This window comes from Streptomyces sp. M2CJ-2 (assembly GCF_016757295.1).
GTDB lineage: Bacteria > Actinomycetota > Actinomycetes > Streptomycetales > Streptomycetaceae > Streptomyces.
The window spans coordinates 1-16,142 of record NZ_JAESIF010000103.1 but is presented as its reverse complement, the minus strand read 5'-3'; the positions used below and the strand labels follow the sequence as shown (position 1 = coordinate 16,142).

The window sequence follows — 16,142 nt, the reverse complement described above, 5'->3', positions numbered from 1 at the left end:
GTGACGGACGGTGCTACGACCCTGCCGTCCCCGTCACCTCTGCGGCTTGACAACCTCATTAGGAGGTCAGGTCAGCGACCCGTGATCGGTCATCGCTGCAGGTCACAGCGCTGGCTGGTCTCTTCCGGGACATCTGACGCACGGCTGCCGCCGCCCCCTGCCTGACCTGCATCGATGCGGGTCGTGAGCGGGTGCGGCGGCACCTGTGGGACTTCTCCGGGGCTTCGGGCCGGGAGCGAGTCGCTCCCGAGCGAGGCAGGAGGTCCAGCGTCTCCGTCCGGTGGAAGCGGTCGGCGCCTCCCCGGCCGGCGAGAAGCTCAAGCTCCGGTTCTCCGGCGCGTCACCCTGGTCCCGCGAGAGGGAGCCGTCGTGCGGTCCTGACCGGTGGGGGGGCGGTGTCCTAGCGGCTCACCTCGTGGTGGCGGCCGTCGGGACGGGGAAGGGGCTTGAGGGCGACCTCGATGCGGTGCGTGGAGTCATGGCTCACCGAGCCGCCCAGCCGCGCCTCGACCACGCCCAGGCGCAGGCCCGCCCCGCCCTCGCCGGCCCGGTGGAACTGCACCGAGAACTCCAGACTGACCTGCTCCACGGTGAACCGCCAGTCGCTCTCCGCTCCTTCCGCCTGGGCCCGCGCCAGCTCCGCACGGACCGAGCCGATGGCCTCCGCCAGACCGATCGGTTCGATATCCCTCATGTCAACACGCCCCCGTCTTCCGTTGGTTGGCCGATCCACTCTGCTCACAAGTCTAGGGACGCACCATGCTTTGCGCGTAGTGTGAGGCGGTATGGGGGAACTGCGTGCGGACTGGAGGCTCAGGCTGCGGCGCGAGGACGCGCACGGCCCCATCTGTGGTGCCGGCGTGCTCGTCGACCAGTACACGGCACTGACCTGCGCACACGTGGTGCGCCACCCGGACACCGTCATGTGGCTGGAGTTCGCCGAGAACAGCGGGCTCGAACCGGTCTCCGCACGCGTCCTGCCCGGCGGCTGGCTTCCGGAGGGCGAGAGCGGCGAGGACGTCGCCGTGCTGCGCCTGGACAGCCCTCGCCCGCAGGCGCGTCGCGCCCTGCTGGAACCCAGGCTGTGGGGCGGGCTGGAGGTGTACGCGACCGGTTACGCGGAGGGCTTCGACGACGGCATGAGCCTGTGGGGGCGCATCGGCGGCGCCAGCGGTGAGCGGGTGCAGCTCGACGCCGTCACCAAGTCGGAGGTGGTGCGCGCCGGCTTCAGCGGCGCGGCCGTGTGCACCCGGCCTCAGGAAGGTCGTCCCGCCCGTGTGGTCGGCCTCGTCGTCAGCTGGCGCGGCGATCTGGGCGAACTGCTGCCCGAAGCCAACCGGATCTCCTTCTCGTACCTGATCCCCATCGGCCGCATCGCCGAACTCTCACCTTTGATCAGGGAGTTGATCAGCCCGCAGGCCTGGGATCACGACTTCGAGGAGCGGTTGACCCGGTGGTTCGACGACCCGGACGAGGACCCGGTGAAGATCACCGTGGTGCCTCCGGGCAGCGGAAAGGACCGCTCGCTGCGCCATCTGCTGCACCGCGCCCACGTCGTCCATCGCGGCGGCGCCAGCAGGCCGGACCTCGTCGACCACGCCTTGGACCAGGTCACCTTCCCGGCCGGCGAATACCTGGCGTACTGGGACTGGCTGCGCGGCGCCAAGCCCCCACCCGCGCAGTCGGCCGACCGTGCGCCCGTCCGGCCCGTCACGGTCCTCGTCGACGGCCTCGACGAGGAGCCCCGGCCGGGCCCCCTGATCGAACTTCTGGCCCGGCTGAGGGTGTTCGGCTTCCGGCTGCTGCTCGTCTTCCGCCACGAGGGCGGTCCCGGCTGGGCCGGGTCCCGCGACCGACTCCTGCTGCCCGCGCTCCTCCACCACGCGGACACACTGCTCGAACGTCTGGAGCTCGTGGAGTTCAGCCGGGCGATCCGCCGCGACATCGTCGACAGTGCCTCCCTCGGCTCCGTGACCGAGACGGCCGACCGGCACCGGGCCGCGCGCCGCCTGATCGACGAGGTGCGGGACCCGCAGCAGCAACTCGCCCGGCTGCGCGCACTGATCAGGGCCCTGCGCGCCGACCTGAGCCGCCATGGAGACCGGTGATGCGGTGCTCCGCCAGACCCGGGCAAGGAAGGAGGACCACGAGAAGATGACGACCTGCCCGCACCGGCGCTTCACCGGAGCCCCCTGCGGCGGCACCGTGCTGCCCACCGGCCACTGCGCCGCGTGCGGCCGCGCGGAGAACGGCCCCGGGCTGCCCGCTCTTCCCGAGGACCCCCGGGAACACGGCCCCCGCGAGCTCCTCTCGCTCCCCGAGCGAGAGCCACGCCCCGCCGAGGAACGCCTCGTCCGTCCCGAGGCGCCACTGCGCATCCGCATGGACTGCTCGTCCACCGGGTGCGGCATCACCTTCGCCCCGCCCTACACCGAGGGCCCGGTGCCGATCAAGGGATTCTGCCCGGTCTGCGGCGAGCGCTACTCGTACCAACCCGAACTCGTCAAGGGCGACATGCTGCGCGACCAGTACAGGATCATGGGGCCCATCGCGCACGGCGGACAGGGCTGGGTCTACCTCGCTGAGGACACCCATCTCGGTGACGTCGTCGCCGTCAAGGGACTGCTCAACCGGTACGAGCACGACGGCGCCCGGCTCGCCGACGTCGAACGCCGCAACCTCGTCGCCATCCGCCACCCCCGCATCGTGCAGATCCGCGACTTCGTCGCCCGGAGCGACGACACCGGCCAGGTCACCGGCGGCTACATCGTCATGGACGACGTCGGTGACGGCACCCTCGCGAAAGTCGTCGAGGACGTGCGGCGCGGTGAATCCGTCCTCGACATCGAGCACGTCGCGGCGTACGGCTGCCAGATCCTCGAAGCCTTCGTCCACCTGCACGCCGACGGCGAACGGGTCTTCGTGTACGGGGACATGAAGCCCTCCAACGTCGTGCACCACAGGGACGGCATCAAGGTCATCGATCTCGGCGGCATGCGCGAACAGGGCCAGAGCCAGCCGCCCGCCCATGTCACGGCCGACTACACGGCACCTGAGACCGAAACGTCGGCCATGCCCACCGTCGCCCACGACCTGCACACCGTCGGCGCCACCTTGCGGGAACTCGCACGCTGGGCCGTCGCCGAGGTGCCCGGCCTCGGCACCGCCTCCTTCCAACGGGTCGTCGATCGTGCCGTCCGGCCCTCCCCGTACCGGCGCTTCACCGACGCCCGTGAGATGGTCGGCCAACTGCGCGGCGCCCTGCGGGAGATCCGCGCGCTGCGCGGCAAGAGCGATCCGCCCGAGCCCTCCGACTACTTCCGGCCGTCCACCCGGTTGCTCGGCGCCCGGCTCGGCACGGTGCCGGGCATCGAACACTGGCTGGACCGCCCCCGCCGCGACCGGTACGAGCCGCCCCTGGCACCGGCCCTCGACCTCGGCGCGCCCACACCCACCGAGATCGCCGCCTGTCTGCCGGTGCCGAGGCCGTATCCGGGCGATCCGCAGACCGCGCGGTTCGAGGTGAGCAGCGGCTACGCCCCGGGCCAGCTCCTCGAGCAGGAGGACGAGAAGCCGCGCTCGGTGGAGATCTGCCTGCACAACGTGCGCGTTCTGCTGGACCGGAACACCGGGGAGGGCCTGGAGCGGGCCCAGGAGGAGCTCGACACGGCCGACTCCATCCCCGGGCCGCCCGCCGTGCGCCGGTGGCGGCTGGAGTGGCATCGCGCCCTGCTCGCGCTGCGCAGCGCCGATCTCGACGACGACCCGCGGCAGGTCGTCGAGGCCAGGAGGCACTTCACTCAGGTCCACCTCGAACTGCCCGGCGAGTACGCGCCCAAACTGGCCCTCGCCTACTGCGCGGAGCGGCTCGGCGACGACACGGCCGAGCCCACGGCCAAGGAGCTGTACGAGGTGGTGTTCGCCCGCAACCCCGCGCACGGCGGCGCCGCCCTCGGCCTGGCCAGGCTCGCACTCCGCGCGCGCGACCGCCGGGCGGCCATCGATGTGCTCGGCCGGGTCCGGCAGGGCACTCTGGACCACACCGTCGCCCGGATCGCCTCCCTGCGCATCCGCGCGGCCCGGCTGCCCGGAGACGGTGATCCGCTGCCCGCGCCCGCCGAGGTCGACGCGGCGCTGGCCGAGCTGCGCGGTCTCGAGGGCGGGAGTCCGGGCGCCGGGGAGCCTCGCCTGTCGGAGGACGAGGCCCTGCGCCTGGGCACCGAACTCCACGAATGGAAGCTGGACGCGGTGCACAGCCTCAGCGACCGGCCCGGTGCGCCGGGAAGGGATGCCGGACGGCTCGACGCCCGCGGTCTGAGACGTCTGAGCACGCCGGAGCGCGAGTCGCGCAAGCAGCTGGAGGCGTACTACCGGCGACTGGCGGCACGCCACCATGAGCCGGCCGCCCATGAGCACCTCGTGGATCTCATGCACGCGGTACGGCCCCAGACCGTGTTCTGACCGCACGGCACGACAGACCGGATCGGCACCCGGCACCCGGTGTGCCGCGGCGACGAAGGCGAAGGAGCGGTGACGTACGACATGAGCAGCCATACTCGGCCGCCGCAGCCGGGCATCCGACTGCACGTCGACCTCGGCGGTGATCCGCGCCCGCACCGGAGCGCGAAGATAGAGGCCCATCTGCGGGTCGACGTGGCCGCCGACGGCGCTCCCACCGACCTGCCCGCGGTCCAGCTCGCCGTGATCATCGCGGTGGACGTCGCCGAGTCCAACCGGGCGGCCGTCCGGTACGCCCTGCCGTCGGCGCTGCGCGCCCTGCCCGACCGTATCTCCTTCGCCGTGCTCGGCAGCGGTCCCGAGCCGGTCCGCTGCTATCCGCGGGGTGCCGACGAGTGGGCCGTCGCCGACCGGGAGGAGAGGCGCCGGGCCGCCTTCGTCGCGGGATCGCTCCCGCTGCACCGGGAGGGGCCGCGCCCTGCCGGGTACGCCCCCTGGGCGGCCCGAGCGCGTGCCCTGCTCGCCGGTCGGCCGGTGTCCGTACGCCATCTGGTGCTGATCACCGATGGCAGCAGCGCCGTCGGCGAGACCCGTCTGGAAGAGGAACTGGAGGCGTACGCAGGGCAGTTCACCTGTGATGTGTTCGCCGTGGGCACGGACTGGGCCCCCGACCCCCTGCTGACCCTCGCCGAACGGCTGCACGGCACGGCCGAGTTCGTGGACGACGGCGAACTCGGCCATGCGGTCACTGCCGCCGTCCACCGGCTGCGCCGGGTGCACACGCCCCAGCTGCCGATCGAAGTGACCGTGCGGCCCTCCGTGCGCCAGGTCTCGCTCAGCGAGAAGGCGCCCCGGCCGCACCGCCTCGGCAGGCTGCCCCAGCCCGGCCGGCCGCACCGCTGGAGATTCCCGACCTACCAGTGGCAGCAGGGCAGACGCGACTACCTGCTCACTCTGGTCGCCGACTCCGACGCCGACCCGATGGAGACCGAGCTGCAGTTCGCCATGGTCTCCATCGGTGATGTCCACGCACCCGTCATCGCCCGCTGGCACCTCCCCGAGCAGTCCCCGCCCCACACCCCGACGGGCACCGACAGCGTGCGTGACCTCAACGCCACCGCCAGGATGCGGAAGGCTCTCCGTCAGGGCCTCACCGCTCTTCAGGAACACCGACCGGACACCGCCGAGGACCGCCTGGGACAGGCCGCCCGGCTGGCGGCGCAATTGGGAACGGACTGGGTGCTGGACGAGATCCGCACGGTCGCCGACATCGAGGACGCGGCCGCGGGGCTGGTCCGGCCGCGCGCCGTCGACGCCGGTGCCCTCGGCCCGCTGATCCTGCGCGCCGGGTCCCGTCCCGGCGGGCCCCTGGCCGACGCCGTCGGTGCGCGGCCGGGCCCGCGCTGCGGCGGCTGCGGCACCCCGGCCGGGAGCGAGGCCCGTTACTGCATCGCATGCGGGGAGAAGCTGCTGTGACGGCCGGACGCGCCGCCTCCTGGTACCGGTTCTCCCCCGCCGCTTTCTGGCGCCGGCGGCTGAGCCCCTGGCGGACCCGCCGGCTGCTGGAGGTGCATCTGGTGGTTCTGTTCCTGCTCACGGCCGTGGCGTCGACCGCCCTGTTCCTCTCCTGCCGTCAGGTCCAGCACAGCGCCGAAGCGCTCGCGTCCCGCGAGGCGCCGGCCGTGCAGGGGCTCGCCGCCACCCGGCTCGCGGCCCTGCGGGCCGACCAGGAGGTCAGCGCCCTGGTGGACATGGACCTCATCGACGTCACGGGCTCGGGCGAGGCCTACCGGTCCCAGCTCTCGGCCGCCGACCAGGGCCTGTCCCGGATCGCCGACCGCACGGACCAGGACCTCGGCACGGTCAAGGGCCTGCTCGCCACCTACAGCGACTCGCTCGGCCTCGGCACGTCCCCTTACCCCGACCAGTCCCTCATGCGGAAGCAGAAGCTCCAAGAAGCGGAATCGCTGCTCACCCGCGAGTCGGTGGGGCTCGTACCCCGCCTGGAGGCACTGCAGGGGGTCCAGCTGAAGCACGCCGAAGCCACAGCCACCATGGGGCAGTGGCAGCGCGGTGGGTGGTGGCTCGCCGAACTCTCCCTGGCTCTGGTGGGGTTGACCCTGCTCTCGGCGCTGTTCGTGCTGCGCGACCGCTGCGGCCGCGACTGGAATCCGTACCTGCTCGCGGCTTTCGTGCTCACCGTGCTGCTCGCGGTGTTTCCGCTGACGGCGATGTCCTCCACCCAGGACGCCCTGGGCGGGGCGGTCAAGGATCTGCGGCAGATCACCTACGTGCCCCGGCAAAGCGGCACGGAGCCGGCCGACGCACAGCAGTACGTCACGAAGAAGTCGGAGCAGGTCCGGCAGAAGATGACCGATGACGCCTGGACCGCCCCGGTGTACCAGGGCGCTTTCGTCGGCAGCCTACTGGCCGTCGTCCTGCCCGCGCTGGGGCTCGGTCTTCGGCTCGACAACGACTACTGGAGGTGACGGTGACCCGGCAATTCAAGATGCTGATCTTCGTCATGGTCATGCTGCTGATCACCGCCGGCGGCATGGTGGTGGTCTGGTCGCAGCACGACGACGAGGAGCCGGTGACCATCCTCGGAACGTGGACGGCCAAGCAGGCGGAGCAGTTCGAAACCCTGCTGCAGGGCTTCGGCATCCCCTTCCGCTACCAGGGCACCGCGGCCCAACGGGATGTGCTGCTCTCCAAGGTGCAGTCGGGGGAGCCCCCGGACATCGTGATCATGCCGGGCCTCGGCGAACTCGCCGAGTACGCCGACCAGGAACTCCTCAAACCGCTGAACCGGCTCTACGAGCCACAGGAGTACGGCGCTCCCTGGAAGCCGACCGGCTCGCCCTCCGAAAACGTCTACTGGGTCCCGGTCAAGGCGGACCTGAAGAGCATCGTCTGGTACCGCCAGGGTCACGAGCCCGCCCCTGAGCCTGCTCCACTGAGGAGTTGGTGCATCGGCATGGGGGACGACGGCGCCTCCGGCTGGCCCGGCACCGACTGGATCGAGGACCTCGTGCTGCAACGGGAGGGCCCGGACGTCTACGAGAAGTGGGCGCTGGGCATGGGCGAGGTGCAGTGGTGGCGAAGTGATCCGGTACGCAGGGCCTGGGAGGCGTGGGCCAGGCTGCTCCGGCAGGACGAGAAGGCGGCCAAGCACGCTCTGCTCACCGACCACCGCGGCGCCCCGGACGGCAACGGGCTGCTGTTCGACGGCCGGGGCGGGTGCACCCTGGAGCACCAGGGCTCCTTCGCGCTCTCCTTCTACAAGGACGACGCGCAGCACGCGGACCTGATGGACTCCGCTCGGCTCCTGCCCGAAGGCGGCAGCCGGGTCCGGGCCCACGAGGTGACCGGCGACTTCGCGGCGCTGTTCAGCGACCGCCGCCCGGCCCGTGAACTGATCCGCCGACTGGCCTCCGAGGAAGGCCAGCAGAAGTGGGCCGATCTGGCGAACGTCTTCTCGGCGAATCGCCAGGTGGAGCGAGAGGGGCCACAGGACGACGCGGTCGAACGCAAGATCGCACGACAGCTCGGTGAAGGCCCCCGCTGCCTGGACGCCTCGGACGTCATGGCGCCCGCCGTGCGGGACGCCTTCTACGAGGCCGTCCTGCTGACCATCGCAAGGGTCGCCGCCGGTCAGGACCCCGACATCGAGGGTGTCCTCCACGATGTGCAGAGGATGCAGGACGCGCAGTCCGCCCGAGGCGCCGACAGCAGGGCGGCGCCGAAGACGGTGTGCAGCAAGCAATGAGCGAGGGGCCGGCGCCCGGGCCCCGGCTTCCCCACCGGCCACGATCCGCCCCAGAGGCGCGCGCCGCCGTTCGTCCGGACCGGGCGCGCGCCCCGCTGTGGCGAGTGCGGACGCGCCTGCCGCTGCGATACGAAGGCCGTGGCCAGAGCCTGGGTCAAGGCCCGGCTTCTGCGGCCGGGCGAGGCACCGGTACGGGTCGGGGTTCGCCGACCGTCGGCGTCGCAGGGATGCCGATCCGGTGTTCGGTGCTGCACGTGCTGGTGCGCGAGGGTCACGACGACGGCCGCACCCGGGTGTTCGCGGCAGACGCCCCGGAGGGCCTTCGGCCGATTCTGCACTTTCACTCGCTGCCGCGCTCGACGAGGGGCTGTCGTGGAGCCGGCTGTGGCCGGCCGTGGGTCTGCCGTGGCTGGTGACGGCCGTAGTGCCTGCGTTGACGGTGCGTCTCACCGGTCCAGCTCGGCGAACATCTCCACCGCCCGGGTCCTGCCCGTGACGATGATGACGTCGCCGGGATGGACGACCGTCTCGGCGGTGGCGTGGGTGAAGTCGGCGCCGGGGCGTTTGATGCCGACGACGGTGACGCCGTACGTACTGCGCACCCGGCTCTCGCCCAGCGGGATCCCGCCGACGACCTTCGGGGCGAGCGTCTTGATCAGCGCGTAATCGCTGTCGAAGGCGATGAAGTCCAGCATCCGGCCGGTGACCAGGTGGGCCACGCGCTCGCCCATGTCGTGCTCGGGCAGGACGATGTGGTGGGCACCGATGCGTTCCAGGATCTGGCCGTGCTGCCGGCTGGTGGCCCGGACCCAGATGGCGGCCACGCCGGCGTCGACGAGGTTGGAGGTGGTCAGGATGCTGGCCTCCAGGTCGGTGCCGATACCGACCACCACGCGGGAGAACTCGCCGACGCCGAGCTGCGCCAGCGCAGCGGGGTCGGTGCAGTCCGCGGCGGCGACCTGGGTCAGCTCTTCGCCGACCTTCTGGACGACGCCGACGTCGGCGTCGACGCCGAGCACGTCCCAGCCACGCCGCATCAGCTCCGCCGCCACGGACTGCCCGAAACGGCCGAGACCGATCACCGCCACTCTGGAATCGCGGGCCGGGCGACGGTCGGCGGAACCCCGACGTCGGTGTGGACGCAGTGACTTGAAGTGGTCAGCCAATGACGGGTCGCTCCTCGGGCAGGGTGTACCGGCGGTCGCGCTGCCGCAGTGCGAGCGCGCTGGCGAGGGTGATCGGGCCGACGCGCCCGACGAACATCATGACGATGACGGTGAGTTGGCCCCCTGCGGGAAGGTCCCCGGTGATGCCGGTACTCAGGCCGACCGTGCCGAAAGCAGAGACGGCCTCGAACAGGATCGCCAGGACCGCGTCAGCTCTTTCCTGGGTGACGGCGAGCAGCACCAACGTGCCCGCCATGACGAGACCCACACCCAGCAGCGCCACGGTGAGGGCCTGGCGCAGCGTGGCCGCGGAGACCCGGCGGCCCATGATGTCCGCGTCGGTGCGCCCGCGGACCTCGGCCAGCATCGCCGCTCCCAGAACCGCGAACGTGGTGACCTTGATGCCGCCCGCGGTGCCCGCGCTGCCGCCGCCGATGAACATCAGCACGCAGAGGCCCAGGAGGGTGGCCGGTTCCATGGCACCGGTGTCGACGGTGTTGAAGCCGGCGGTACGCGAGCTGGCGGCGGTGAAGAACCCGTCCAGCAGCTTGTCCCCCCATTCCAGGGATCCGAGAGTCCTCGGGTTGCTCCACTCCAGCGCGCAGGTCATGACGGTGCCGACGGTGAGCAGGACCGCGGAGGTGAGGAGGGTGAGCCGGGTGTGCAGGGACCAGCGGTGCCGGGTGCCGCCGCGGGCGCCCGGGCGGCTGCGCAGCAGTTCGAACAGTACGGGGAAGCCGAGGGCACCGAGCACACAGGCCGCGGCGATCGGCAGGACGATCCAGGGATCGTGCGCATAGCCGACGAGGTTGTCGTCGCGCAGCCCGAACCCGGCGTTGCTGAAGGCGGAGATCCCGTAGAAGATCCCGTGGTAGACGGCGTTTCCGGCCGTCAGGCCGTAGCCGATGTGGAAACGGACCGTGAGCACGGCGGCCGTGGCCAGTTCGATGGCCAGCGTGATGCCCGCGACTCCCAGGACCACCCGACGGATGTCACCGACGCTGAGGCTCCTCTCCGCCTGCGTGGCGAGCTGCGTCCGCAGTCGCAGCCGACCGGAGACGAGCAGGGTCAGCAGCGACGCGAGCGTCATGATGCCGAACCCGCCGATCTGGATCAGAGCCAGGACCACGCCCTCGCCGAACGCGCTCCAGTGGCTGCCGGTCCCCACGAGGGGCAGCCCGCCGCTGACCGCTCCCGCGGAGGTGAACAGGGCGGTCAGTACGTTGGTCTCCCTGCCGGGCTCGGTGGCGGCCGGCAGCATCAGCAGGGCCGCACCCAGCACGACGACGAACGCAAAGGCCAGGACGACGCCACGGGCGGGATAGGCGGCCAGCCGGGACCACCAGGCCCGAGTCGTACCCACGGCCACCAGCAACCTCCGATGCCCCTCCGCCGCATTTCCTGTCTGTCGTGCCCCGTTGCACGAGGAGGCCGGTGAAGGCGGCCACCTGCCACAGCATCCCTCCCAAAGCGGGCGTACGGAACGCGCCACGACGTCAAGAAGGCGTGGGAACCGGCTGATGGCGGTGCGCCGTGTGCGGGTCACCGTGTGGCGTCACGGGTTCCGCGGGCGCTCGTGCGCCGGTGCGGGAACCGGCCGTGCGCGGCTTCGGAGTGGGTCACCACATGGACGTCGATGTCATCGCCGGAGCCTTCGATGACGGTCTCGCCCACGCCCCGATGGCCGGGCCACCTGGCCAGGGGCACCCCCTCCCCCTCCACGGTGCCGCCGTCGGCCTGGTGCGCTCCGGAGAGGATCTGCACCAGGGTCGGCCTGCCGACGCCGTTCATGCCCATGAGGGCGTGGATCTCGCCGGGGTGGAGGTCGAGGTCGACGCCCTTGAGAGCCGCCGCGCCGCCGAAGCTCTTGGTGACGCCCCTGACGCGGAGGACGGCCGCGGAAGGCGATCGGTCGGTGGCGACGGCGCCCTTCTCGGTCATGGCGGTCCCTCCCCGCGTGCTTCCGTCCCCGGGCGGGCTCACGGCCGCTGTCCGCATGTGCCTGATGATTCCTGTGCCTAGACTGGCCTTCAGCGTAAATCACCTCAATTTCCCCAAAAAGCGTCAAGGAGGCGATTCGTGATGGCGAAGGTGCTTTTCGTGGTCACCGGAGCTACGTACCTGGTCCTGAAGGACGGCACGAGGTATGCCACCGGCTACTGGGCGGAGGAATTCGCGCAGCCGTACAAGGCGATCACGGAGGCGGGCCACGAGGTCGTCGTCGCGACGCCCAACGGCGTGACGCCGACCGTCGACATGATGAGCCTGCGCCCCGCCATGGCCGGCGGTGAGGAGGGAGCGCTCGAACTGGAAGCCATCATCCGTTCCGCGGAGGTCATGCGCCGGCCGATCAAACTCTCGGACGTGCGGCTGCAGGACTACGACGCGGTGTATCTGCCCGGAGGCCACGGCCCGATGCAGGACCTGTCGGTGGACGCCGACGCGGGACGGATACTGACCGGGCAACTCGCCTCGGGCAAACCACTCGCCATCGTGTGCCACGCTCCTGCCGCGATGCTGGCCACCAGGATCCACGGCGAGTCGCCCTTCAAGGGCTACCGGGTCACGGGCTTCACCAATGAAGAGGAGGAGGCCGTCGGACTGGCCGACAAGGCACAGTGGCTCCTTGAGGACGAACTCAAGGAGAAAGTGGGCGTCGAGTACAGCCGGGGCGAGGTGTGGAAGCCGTACATGGTCGAGGACCGCAACCTGATCACCGGGCAGAATCCTCACTCCGCCGAAGTGCTCGCAGAACGGCTGCTGAAAACCCTCGTGTGAGAGCTCTCATGGTGTGGGGCGGCGTGTCCATTGAGTGCCGGCCGAGTGCCGGCGCGGGGAGTTCGGGAGGGGATTCCCGCCGCACCGGCTCGCCGTCGGCGTGAGCAGTGCGCTCAGGTCTGTGAGCGCACTGCGGGTACGCGGTTGCCGGCGTCGGACTTCGTCGGCCCCCGCCGCTTCGGCCGAAAGGTGCCTTCTCACGTGCCAACTGGTCTGGAGCACGATGCAACGCTCGGGCCGCGGTACTTCCGCGTCCTCGTCGCTGGAACCGGTCGCTGCCTTCCGGCGGTACCGAGCGCGCGAGGCGTTTCGCAAGGTGCGGACGCGCAAAGCCCCGTGGCACCGTCAGAGGCGGCCTGGGGGCAGCGGCGTTGGCAACAGGCGTATCCCTGGGCCCGCGTTCGGGCGCCTTGGACGCTGGGAGGCCACGTCTTCCACGAGAGAGGAAACCGGTCGTGGCGCGGATCGCCGGGCCGGACGGACAATTCAACGGACCATTCAAGGGTCATCGCGGAGCGGAGCTCCCGTAGCGGTCGGGCGGCGTCCGACCTGATCGCGGCTCCGCTCGGGGGAGACGGATGACCACCGGCGAACTCGCCCTTCCCGTCGTCGCCGGGACCTTCACCGAACGGAGCGAACCGATGCAGGAGTTCCTCGTCGAGATCACCACGACGGTCCCCGAGGGGACCAGCCAGGAAGAGGTCGACAGGCGGAGGGCGGCCGAGAAGGTCCGTGCGGGGGAGCTCTCGGCGACCGGCAACCTGGCCCGATTGTGGCGTCCGGTCGGCGAGTTGCGCAGCATCGGGGTCTGGCGGGCCGCGGACGAGAAGGAGCTCCACGAGAAGGTGCTCGGCACACTGCCGCTGCGCCCCTGGATGACCCTCACCGTCACCCCGCTCGAACCCCACCCCAACGACCCCGGGCGGGCCACCGACGGCACGGAGTGACGGCGGAGCCCCCATAGCCATGGACCGCGGCCGGTCGCAGCCGCCGATCTCCACCGCCGGTCCCAGACTCGCTCTGATACCCGCGGAAACCGCGAGGAACCCGTCTCAAGTGTGCACGCACGGTGCGTCGTCCCTCTCCGGTCAAGTGCCGCGCTGCGGTCCCCTTGGGGGCACGTCTGCCGGTGCCCGCAGGCTCGGAGCGGGGGCCGCGGTACCGTCCGTGTCGGCGCGGTGAGGGCGCCGCTCATCACAGGTCCAGGACGATCCCCTCGGTGGGCTGGGAGCAGCAGATGAGGATGTTGCCGTCGGCGGGGGGCTCGACCGGGTCGGGAGCGTACTGCACCGCCCCGGACATGAGGGCGAGTTCGCAGGTGTGGCAGACGCCGGTCCGGCACGACCATCTGACGGGGACGTCGCAGGCTTCGGCGAGTTCGAGCAGGGACTCCCGGGCTTCGTTCCAGGGGACCTCGAGACCGCTGCGGGCGAAGACGACTGTGGGACCGGTGCCCGCCCGCCCGGCGGGCTGGTGGGGTGCGACTGTCGCCGCGCCGTCGATCCCGGGAGTGAGCGACGGACCCGCGCCGAAGATCTCGGTATGGACACGGGACGCCTCCAGACCCGCGTCGACGAGGGCGGTGGTGACGCTGTCCATGAAGGCCCCGGGGCCGCACAGGTAGACGTCGGCGTCGACGGGCAGCCCCAGGCCGAGAATACGGTCGCCCGACAGGTGGCCGATGTCCGTGTAGTCGACGTCCCGGCGGTCTTCGGCGGCCGGTTTGCTGTAGTAGATCCTCAACCGGGCCCGCGGAAGCATGCCGACCAGTTCCCGGCTCTCCCGGGCGAAGGGGTGCTCCGTGCCGTCATGGGCCCCGTACAGCCACCACACCTGGCGGCTGGAGCGGTCGCGGGCGAGTGCGTGCAGCATCGCCAGCACGGGAGTGGCCCCGACACCGGCCGACAGCAGGACCACCGGATTGTCCCCGGCGGTCAGGAAGAAGGTACCGCGGGGCGCCGCGAGGTCGAGGTGGTCGCCGGTGCGTACGTGGCTGCGCAGACGGTTGCCGGCCGCGCCGTGGAGTTCGGCCTTCACGCTGATCCGGTACGTTCCGGTGCCCGGCTCGCCGGACAGCGAGTAACTGCGGATCAGCGGCGGCGCGTCCCCCTCGGTCGGGACCTTGACCGTGACGAACTGCCCCGGCAGTGCGGTCGGCAGATCCGAACCGTCGGGGGCGGCCAGCGACAGGGAGAACACGCTACGGCTCTCGGGCTGGATGCGGGTGACGACCAGCGGGCGGAAGCCCGGCCAGGCGGGGCGCGGGGCGGTGGCCGCGGCATTCAGCCCGGCGCTGCCGGACGTTCCGGCGGCCTCGCTGTCCTCCTGATCCAGCAGTGCCTCCATGGACGCCCGCCAGCCGGGGCTGAGTGCGGGGATCCGCAGGGCACGTTCGACCTGCCGGCGGGTGTGCCCGGGCAGGTAGAGCACCCGGTCGATCTCCTCGACGGTCATCGCCTCGGGTCCGGTGGAGACCTTGACGATCTCCTGCCCGGCTTCGACCTCGCCTTCCTCGAGCACGCGCAGATAGAAGCCGGGCCGGTGGTGTGCCACCAACAGTGCCGCCATCCGCGGCTCGCCCATCCGCAGGCCGACTCGGTAGCAGGTCACCCGCGGCTGGGTGACCTCGAAGAGCGCGTTGCCGATGCGGTAGCGGTCACCGATACAGACCTCGTTGTCCGGCAGGCCGTCGACGGTGAAATTCTCCCCGAACTGACCTGGCTGGAGATCGTCGCGGCCGAGTTCGCGAGCCCAGAAACGGTAGGAGTCGGTCTGGTACACGAGCACTGCCCGCTGCTCGCCTCCGTGACCGCCCAGATCGCCCTGGCCGTCGCCGTCGATGTTCAGCCGCCGCACCATCCGCGGCCCGGGCACGGGCTTCTTGTAGACGCCGGTGTGCACGGTCTTGCCGTGCCAGGGGACGTCCTTCGGCATCCCCACGCTCAAGGCTCTCAATGTGGCCACCCTGCCACCTCCCTTGCGGGGGATCCGCTCCGGGAACTTCGCCGGAGACCCCCTGCGGGCCTCGCCCGGGCGCCCACTGGCCCCAGGCTCTCGCCCGCGCCGGCCGCCGAACCCATGTCCTTCGAGGAGACATCACGACCCTGTGGCCCGACGCCACGATGACAGCGCGGCAGGCATCCCCGCCGGCTGCACACGGGCCCCACGGGCCCCACGGGCAAGCGTACCCACGCGAACCGGCGCACCGCATCAGACGGACGAGGCGCGCGGAACCTGTCAAAGCGATCAAGGCAGGGTAGAAAGGAGTGTCATGAAGGAGGCTCCGTCTCCATGTGGTAGTGACGGTAAGTAGTTGCCGTGGCCGGCAGTAACACTCCCGGACCAGCACGGGTGACGCGGCCCTCGACACCGTGTCCGCCCCGCTCGACGGCGCGTCCGAGACTGCCCTCCCTGGAGCTCGGACCAGGCACATCAGCGATGACGCTCCGCCACCACCGCAGGTGAGACAGAGCCGTTGACCCGTACAGCCCTCTGGGGACGCGCATGGATCCATGCCGGCTTCAAGTGGCGCATCCACATCCGTGGCCAGTACGTCACGTCCGACAGGTACGGAAACGGTGAATACGGGAGTTACCGCTTCCTTGGCAACGCCGGAGAGGCAACCGGCGGATCGGAATGCGCTGCCCGGCTACCCAGAGCGCGACCCGAAGCCTCACCGAATCCCACACTATACCGTTGACATCGTCAACAGGGCGATCAATCCTCGTTAATTAGGTGAAGGTATACACTCCCTGCGGGACGTACCGCCTTGCACGCAACGGGTGAACGGGGAGGGGCCAGTGGGCCTGGAGACGGTCGATGGACGGTTCCGGATCACGGGGGTCGTAGGGCGCGGGAACATGGGCGAGGTGCACCGGGCCGAGGACCTTCGGGCGGCCCCGGACGGCTGGCCCATCTGGGTCTCCCCGGTCCGGCCGGGCCGCGAGCACGACACCACCTGCGCCCGCACC

At 71.0% G+C, this 16,142-nt stretch carries 12 protein-coding genes; 7 read left to right on the top strand and 5 right to left on the bottom strand.

The window, feature by feature from the left end; translation table 11 throughout:
• Positions 1-400: 400 nt before the first annotated feature.
• Positions 401-694: a trypco2 family protein gene (locus JL475_RS35640; protein WP_202282350.1), complete on the bottom strand. Its 294-nt coding sequence runs from the start codon at positions 692-694 to the stop codon at positions 401-403.
• A gap of 91 nt (positions 695-785) precedes the next feature.
• Between JL475_RS35640 and JL475_RS35635 the strand changes: the two genes are divergently transcribed.
• The 5 genes from JL475_RS35635 (at position 786) to JL475_RS35615 (ending at position 8,227) form a co-directional block, all read left to right on the top strand.
• The gene (locus JL475_RS35635; protein ID WP_202282349.1) at positions 786-2,108 is read left to right on the top strand and encodes a serine protease; all 1,323 of its coding nucleotides are present in this window, start codon (positions 786-788) and stop codon (positions 2,106-2,108) included.
• A 46-nt stretch (positions 2,109-2,154) separates the two neighbouring features.
• Positions 2,155-4,461 carry a tetratricopeptide repeat protein gene (locus tag JL475_RS35630; RefSeq protein ID WP_202282348.1) on the top strand — a complete coding sequence of 769 codons (2,307 nt, stop codon included), beginning with the start codon at positions 2,155-2,157 and terminating at the stop codon, positions 4,459-4,461.
• Positions 4,462-4,542: 81 nt separating this feature from the next.
• Positions 4,543-5,934: a hypothetical protein gene (locus JL475_RS35625; RefSeq protein WP_202282347.1), complete on the top strand. Its 1,392-nt coding sequence runs from the start codon at positions 4,543-4,545 to the stop codon at positions 5,932-5,934.
• Complete coding sequence (locus tag JL475_RS35620) at positions 5,931-6,947, top strand: hypothetical protein (RefSeq protein WP_202282346.1); 1,017 nt, start codon at positions 5,931-5,933, stop codon at positions 6,945-6,947. Before JL475_RS35625 ends, JL475_RS35620 begins: the two co-directional genes overlap by 4 nt.
• A 2-nt stretch (positions 6,948-6,949) precedes the next feature.
• Positions 6,950-8,227 (top strand): ABC transporter substrate-binding protein, encoded by a 1,278-nt coding sequence (locus JL475_RS35615; RefSeq protein WP_202282345.1) that lies wholly within the window; start codon positions 6,950-6,952, stop codon positions 8,225-8,227.
• Positions 8,228-8,673: 446 nt separating this feature from the next.
• Here JL475_RS35615 and JL475_RS35610 read toward each other — a convergent pair whose 3' ends face one another.
• From JL475_RS35610 to JL475_RS40780, 3 genes are all read right to left on the bottom strand, one after another.
• On the bottom strand, positions 8,674-9,315 hold the full coding sequence (locus JL475_RS35610; RefSeq protein ID WP_307825277.1) for a TrkA family potassium uptake protein: 642 nt from the start codon (positions 9,313-9,315) through the stop codon (positions 8,674-8,676).
• A 70-nt stretch (positions 9,316-9,385) separates the two neighbouring features.
• Positions 9,386-10,756: a potassium transporter TrkG gene (locus JL475_RS35605; RefSeq protein ID WP_307825276.1), complete on the bottom strand. Its 1,371-nt coding sequence runs from the start codon at positions 10,754-10,756 to the stop codon at positions 9,386-9,388.
• Between the two features lie 179 nt (positions 10,757-10,935).
• Complete coding sequence (locus tag JL475_RS40780) at positions 10,936-11,334, bottom strand: ATP-binding cassette domain-containing protein (protein WP_237409219.1); 399 nt, start codon at positions 11,332-11,334, stop codon at positions 10,936-10,938.
• A gap of 141 nt (positions 11,335-11,475) precedes the next feature.
• Between JL475_RS40780 and JL475_RS35595 the strand changes: the two genes are divergently transcribed.
• Together JL475_RS35595 and JL475_RS35590 are read left to right on the top strand one after the other, a co-directional pair.
• The gene (locus JL475_RS35595; RefSeq protein ID WP_202282342.1) at positions 11,476-12,171 is read left to right on the top strand and encodes a type 1 glutamine amidotransferase domain-containing protein; all 696 of its coding nucleotides are present in this window, start codon (positions 11,476-11,478) and stop codon (positions 12,169-12,171) included.
• A 641-nt stretch (positions 12,172-12,812) separates the two neighbouring features.
• Positions 12,813-13,118 (top strand): muconolactone Delta-isomerase family protein, encoded by a 306-nt coding sequence (locus JL475_RS35590; protein WP_079048197.1) that lies wholly within the window; start codon positions 12,813-12,815, stop codon positions 13,116-13,118.
• A gap of 247 nt (positions 13,119-13,365) precedes the next feature.
• Here the strand turns inward: JL475_RS35590 and JL475_RS35585 are convergent, their stop codons facing one another.
• A complete protein-coding gene (locus tag JL475_RS35585; RefSeq protein WP_307825278.1) occupies positions 13,366-15,111 on the bottom strand; it encodes an MOSC and FAD-binding oxidoreductase domain-containing protein in 1,746 nt (581 codons plus the stop codon).
• Positions 15,112-16,142 lie beyond the last annotated feature (1,031 nt).

Coding starts and splice junctions, on each gene's coding strand:
- JL475_RS35640 (WP_202282350.1), bottom strand. CDS start 694: ATGAGGGATATCGAACCGATCGGTCTGGCGGAGGCCATCGGCTCGGTC.
- JL475_RS40780 (WP_237409219.1), bottom strand. CDS start 11,334: ATGACCGAGAAGGGCGCCGTCGCCACCGACCGATCGCCTTCCGCGGCC.
- JL475_RS35630 (WP_202282348.1), top strand. CDS start 2,155: ATGACGACCTGCCCGCACCGGCGCTTCACCGGAGCCCCCTGCGGCGGC.
- JL475_RS35595 (WP_202282342.1), top strand. CDS start 11,476: ATGGCGAAGGTGCTTTTCGTGGTCACCGGAGCTACGTACCTGGTCCTG.
- JL475_RS35625 (WP_202282347.1), top strand. CDS start 4,543: ATGAGCAGCCATACTCGGCCGCCGCAGCCGGGCATCCGACTGCACGTC.
- JL475_RS35635 (WP_202282349.1), top strand. CDS start 786: ATGGGGGAACTGCGTGCGGACTGGAGGCTCAGGCTGCGGCGCGAGGAC.
- JL475_RS35590 (WP_079048197.1), top strand. CDS start 12,813: ATGCAGGAGTTCCTCGTCGAGATCACCACGACGGTCCCCGAGGGGACC.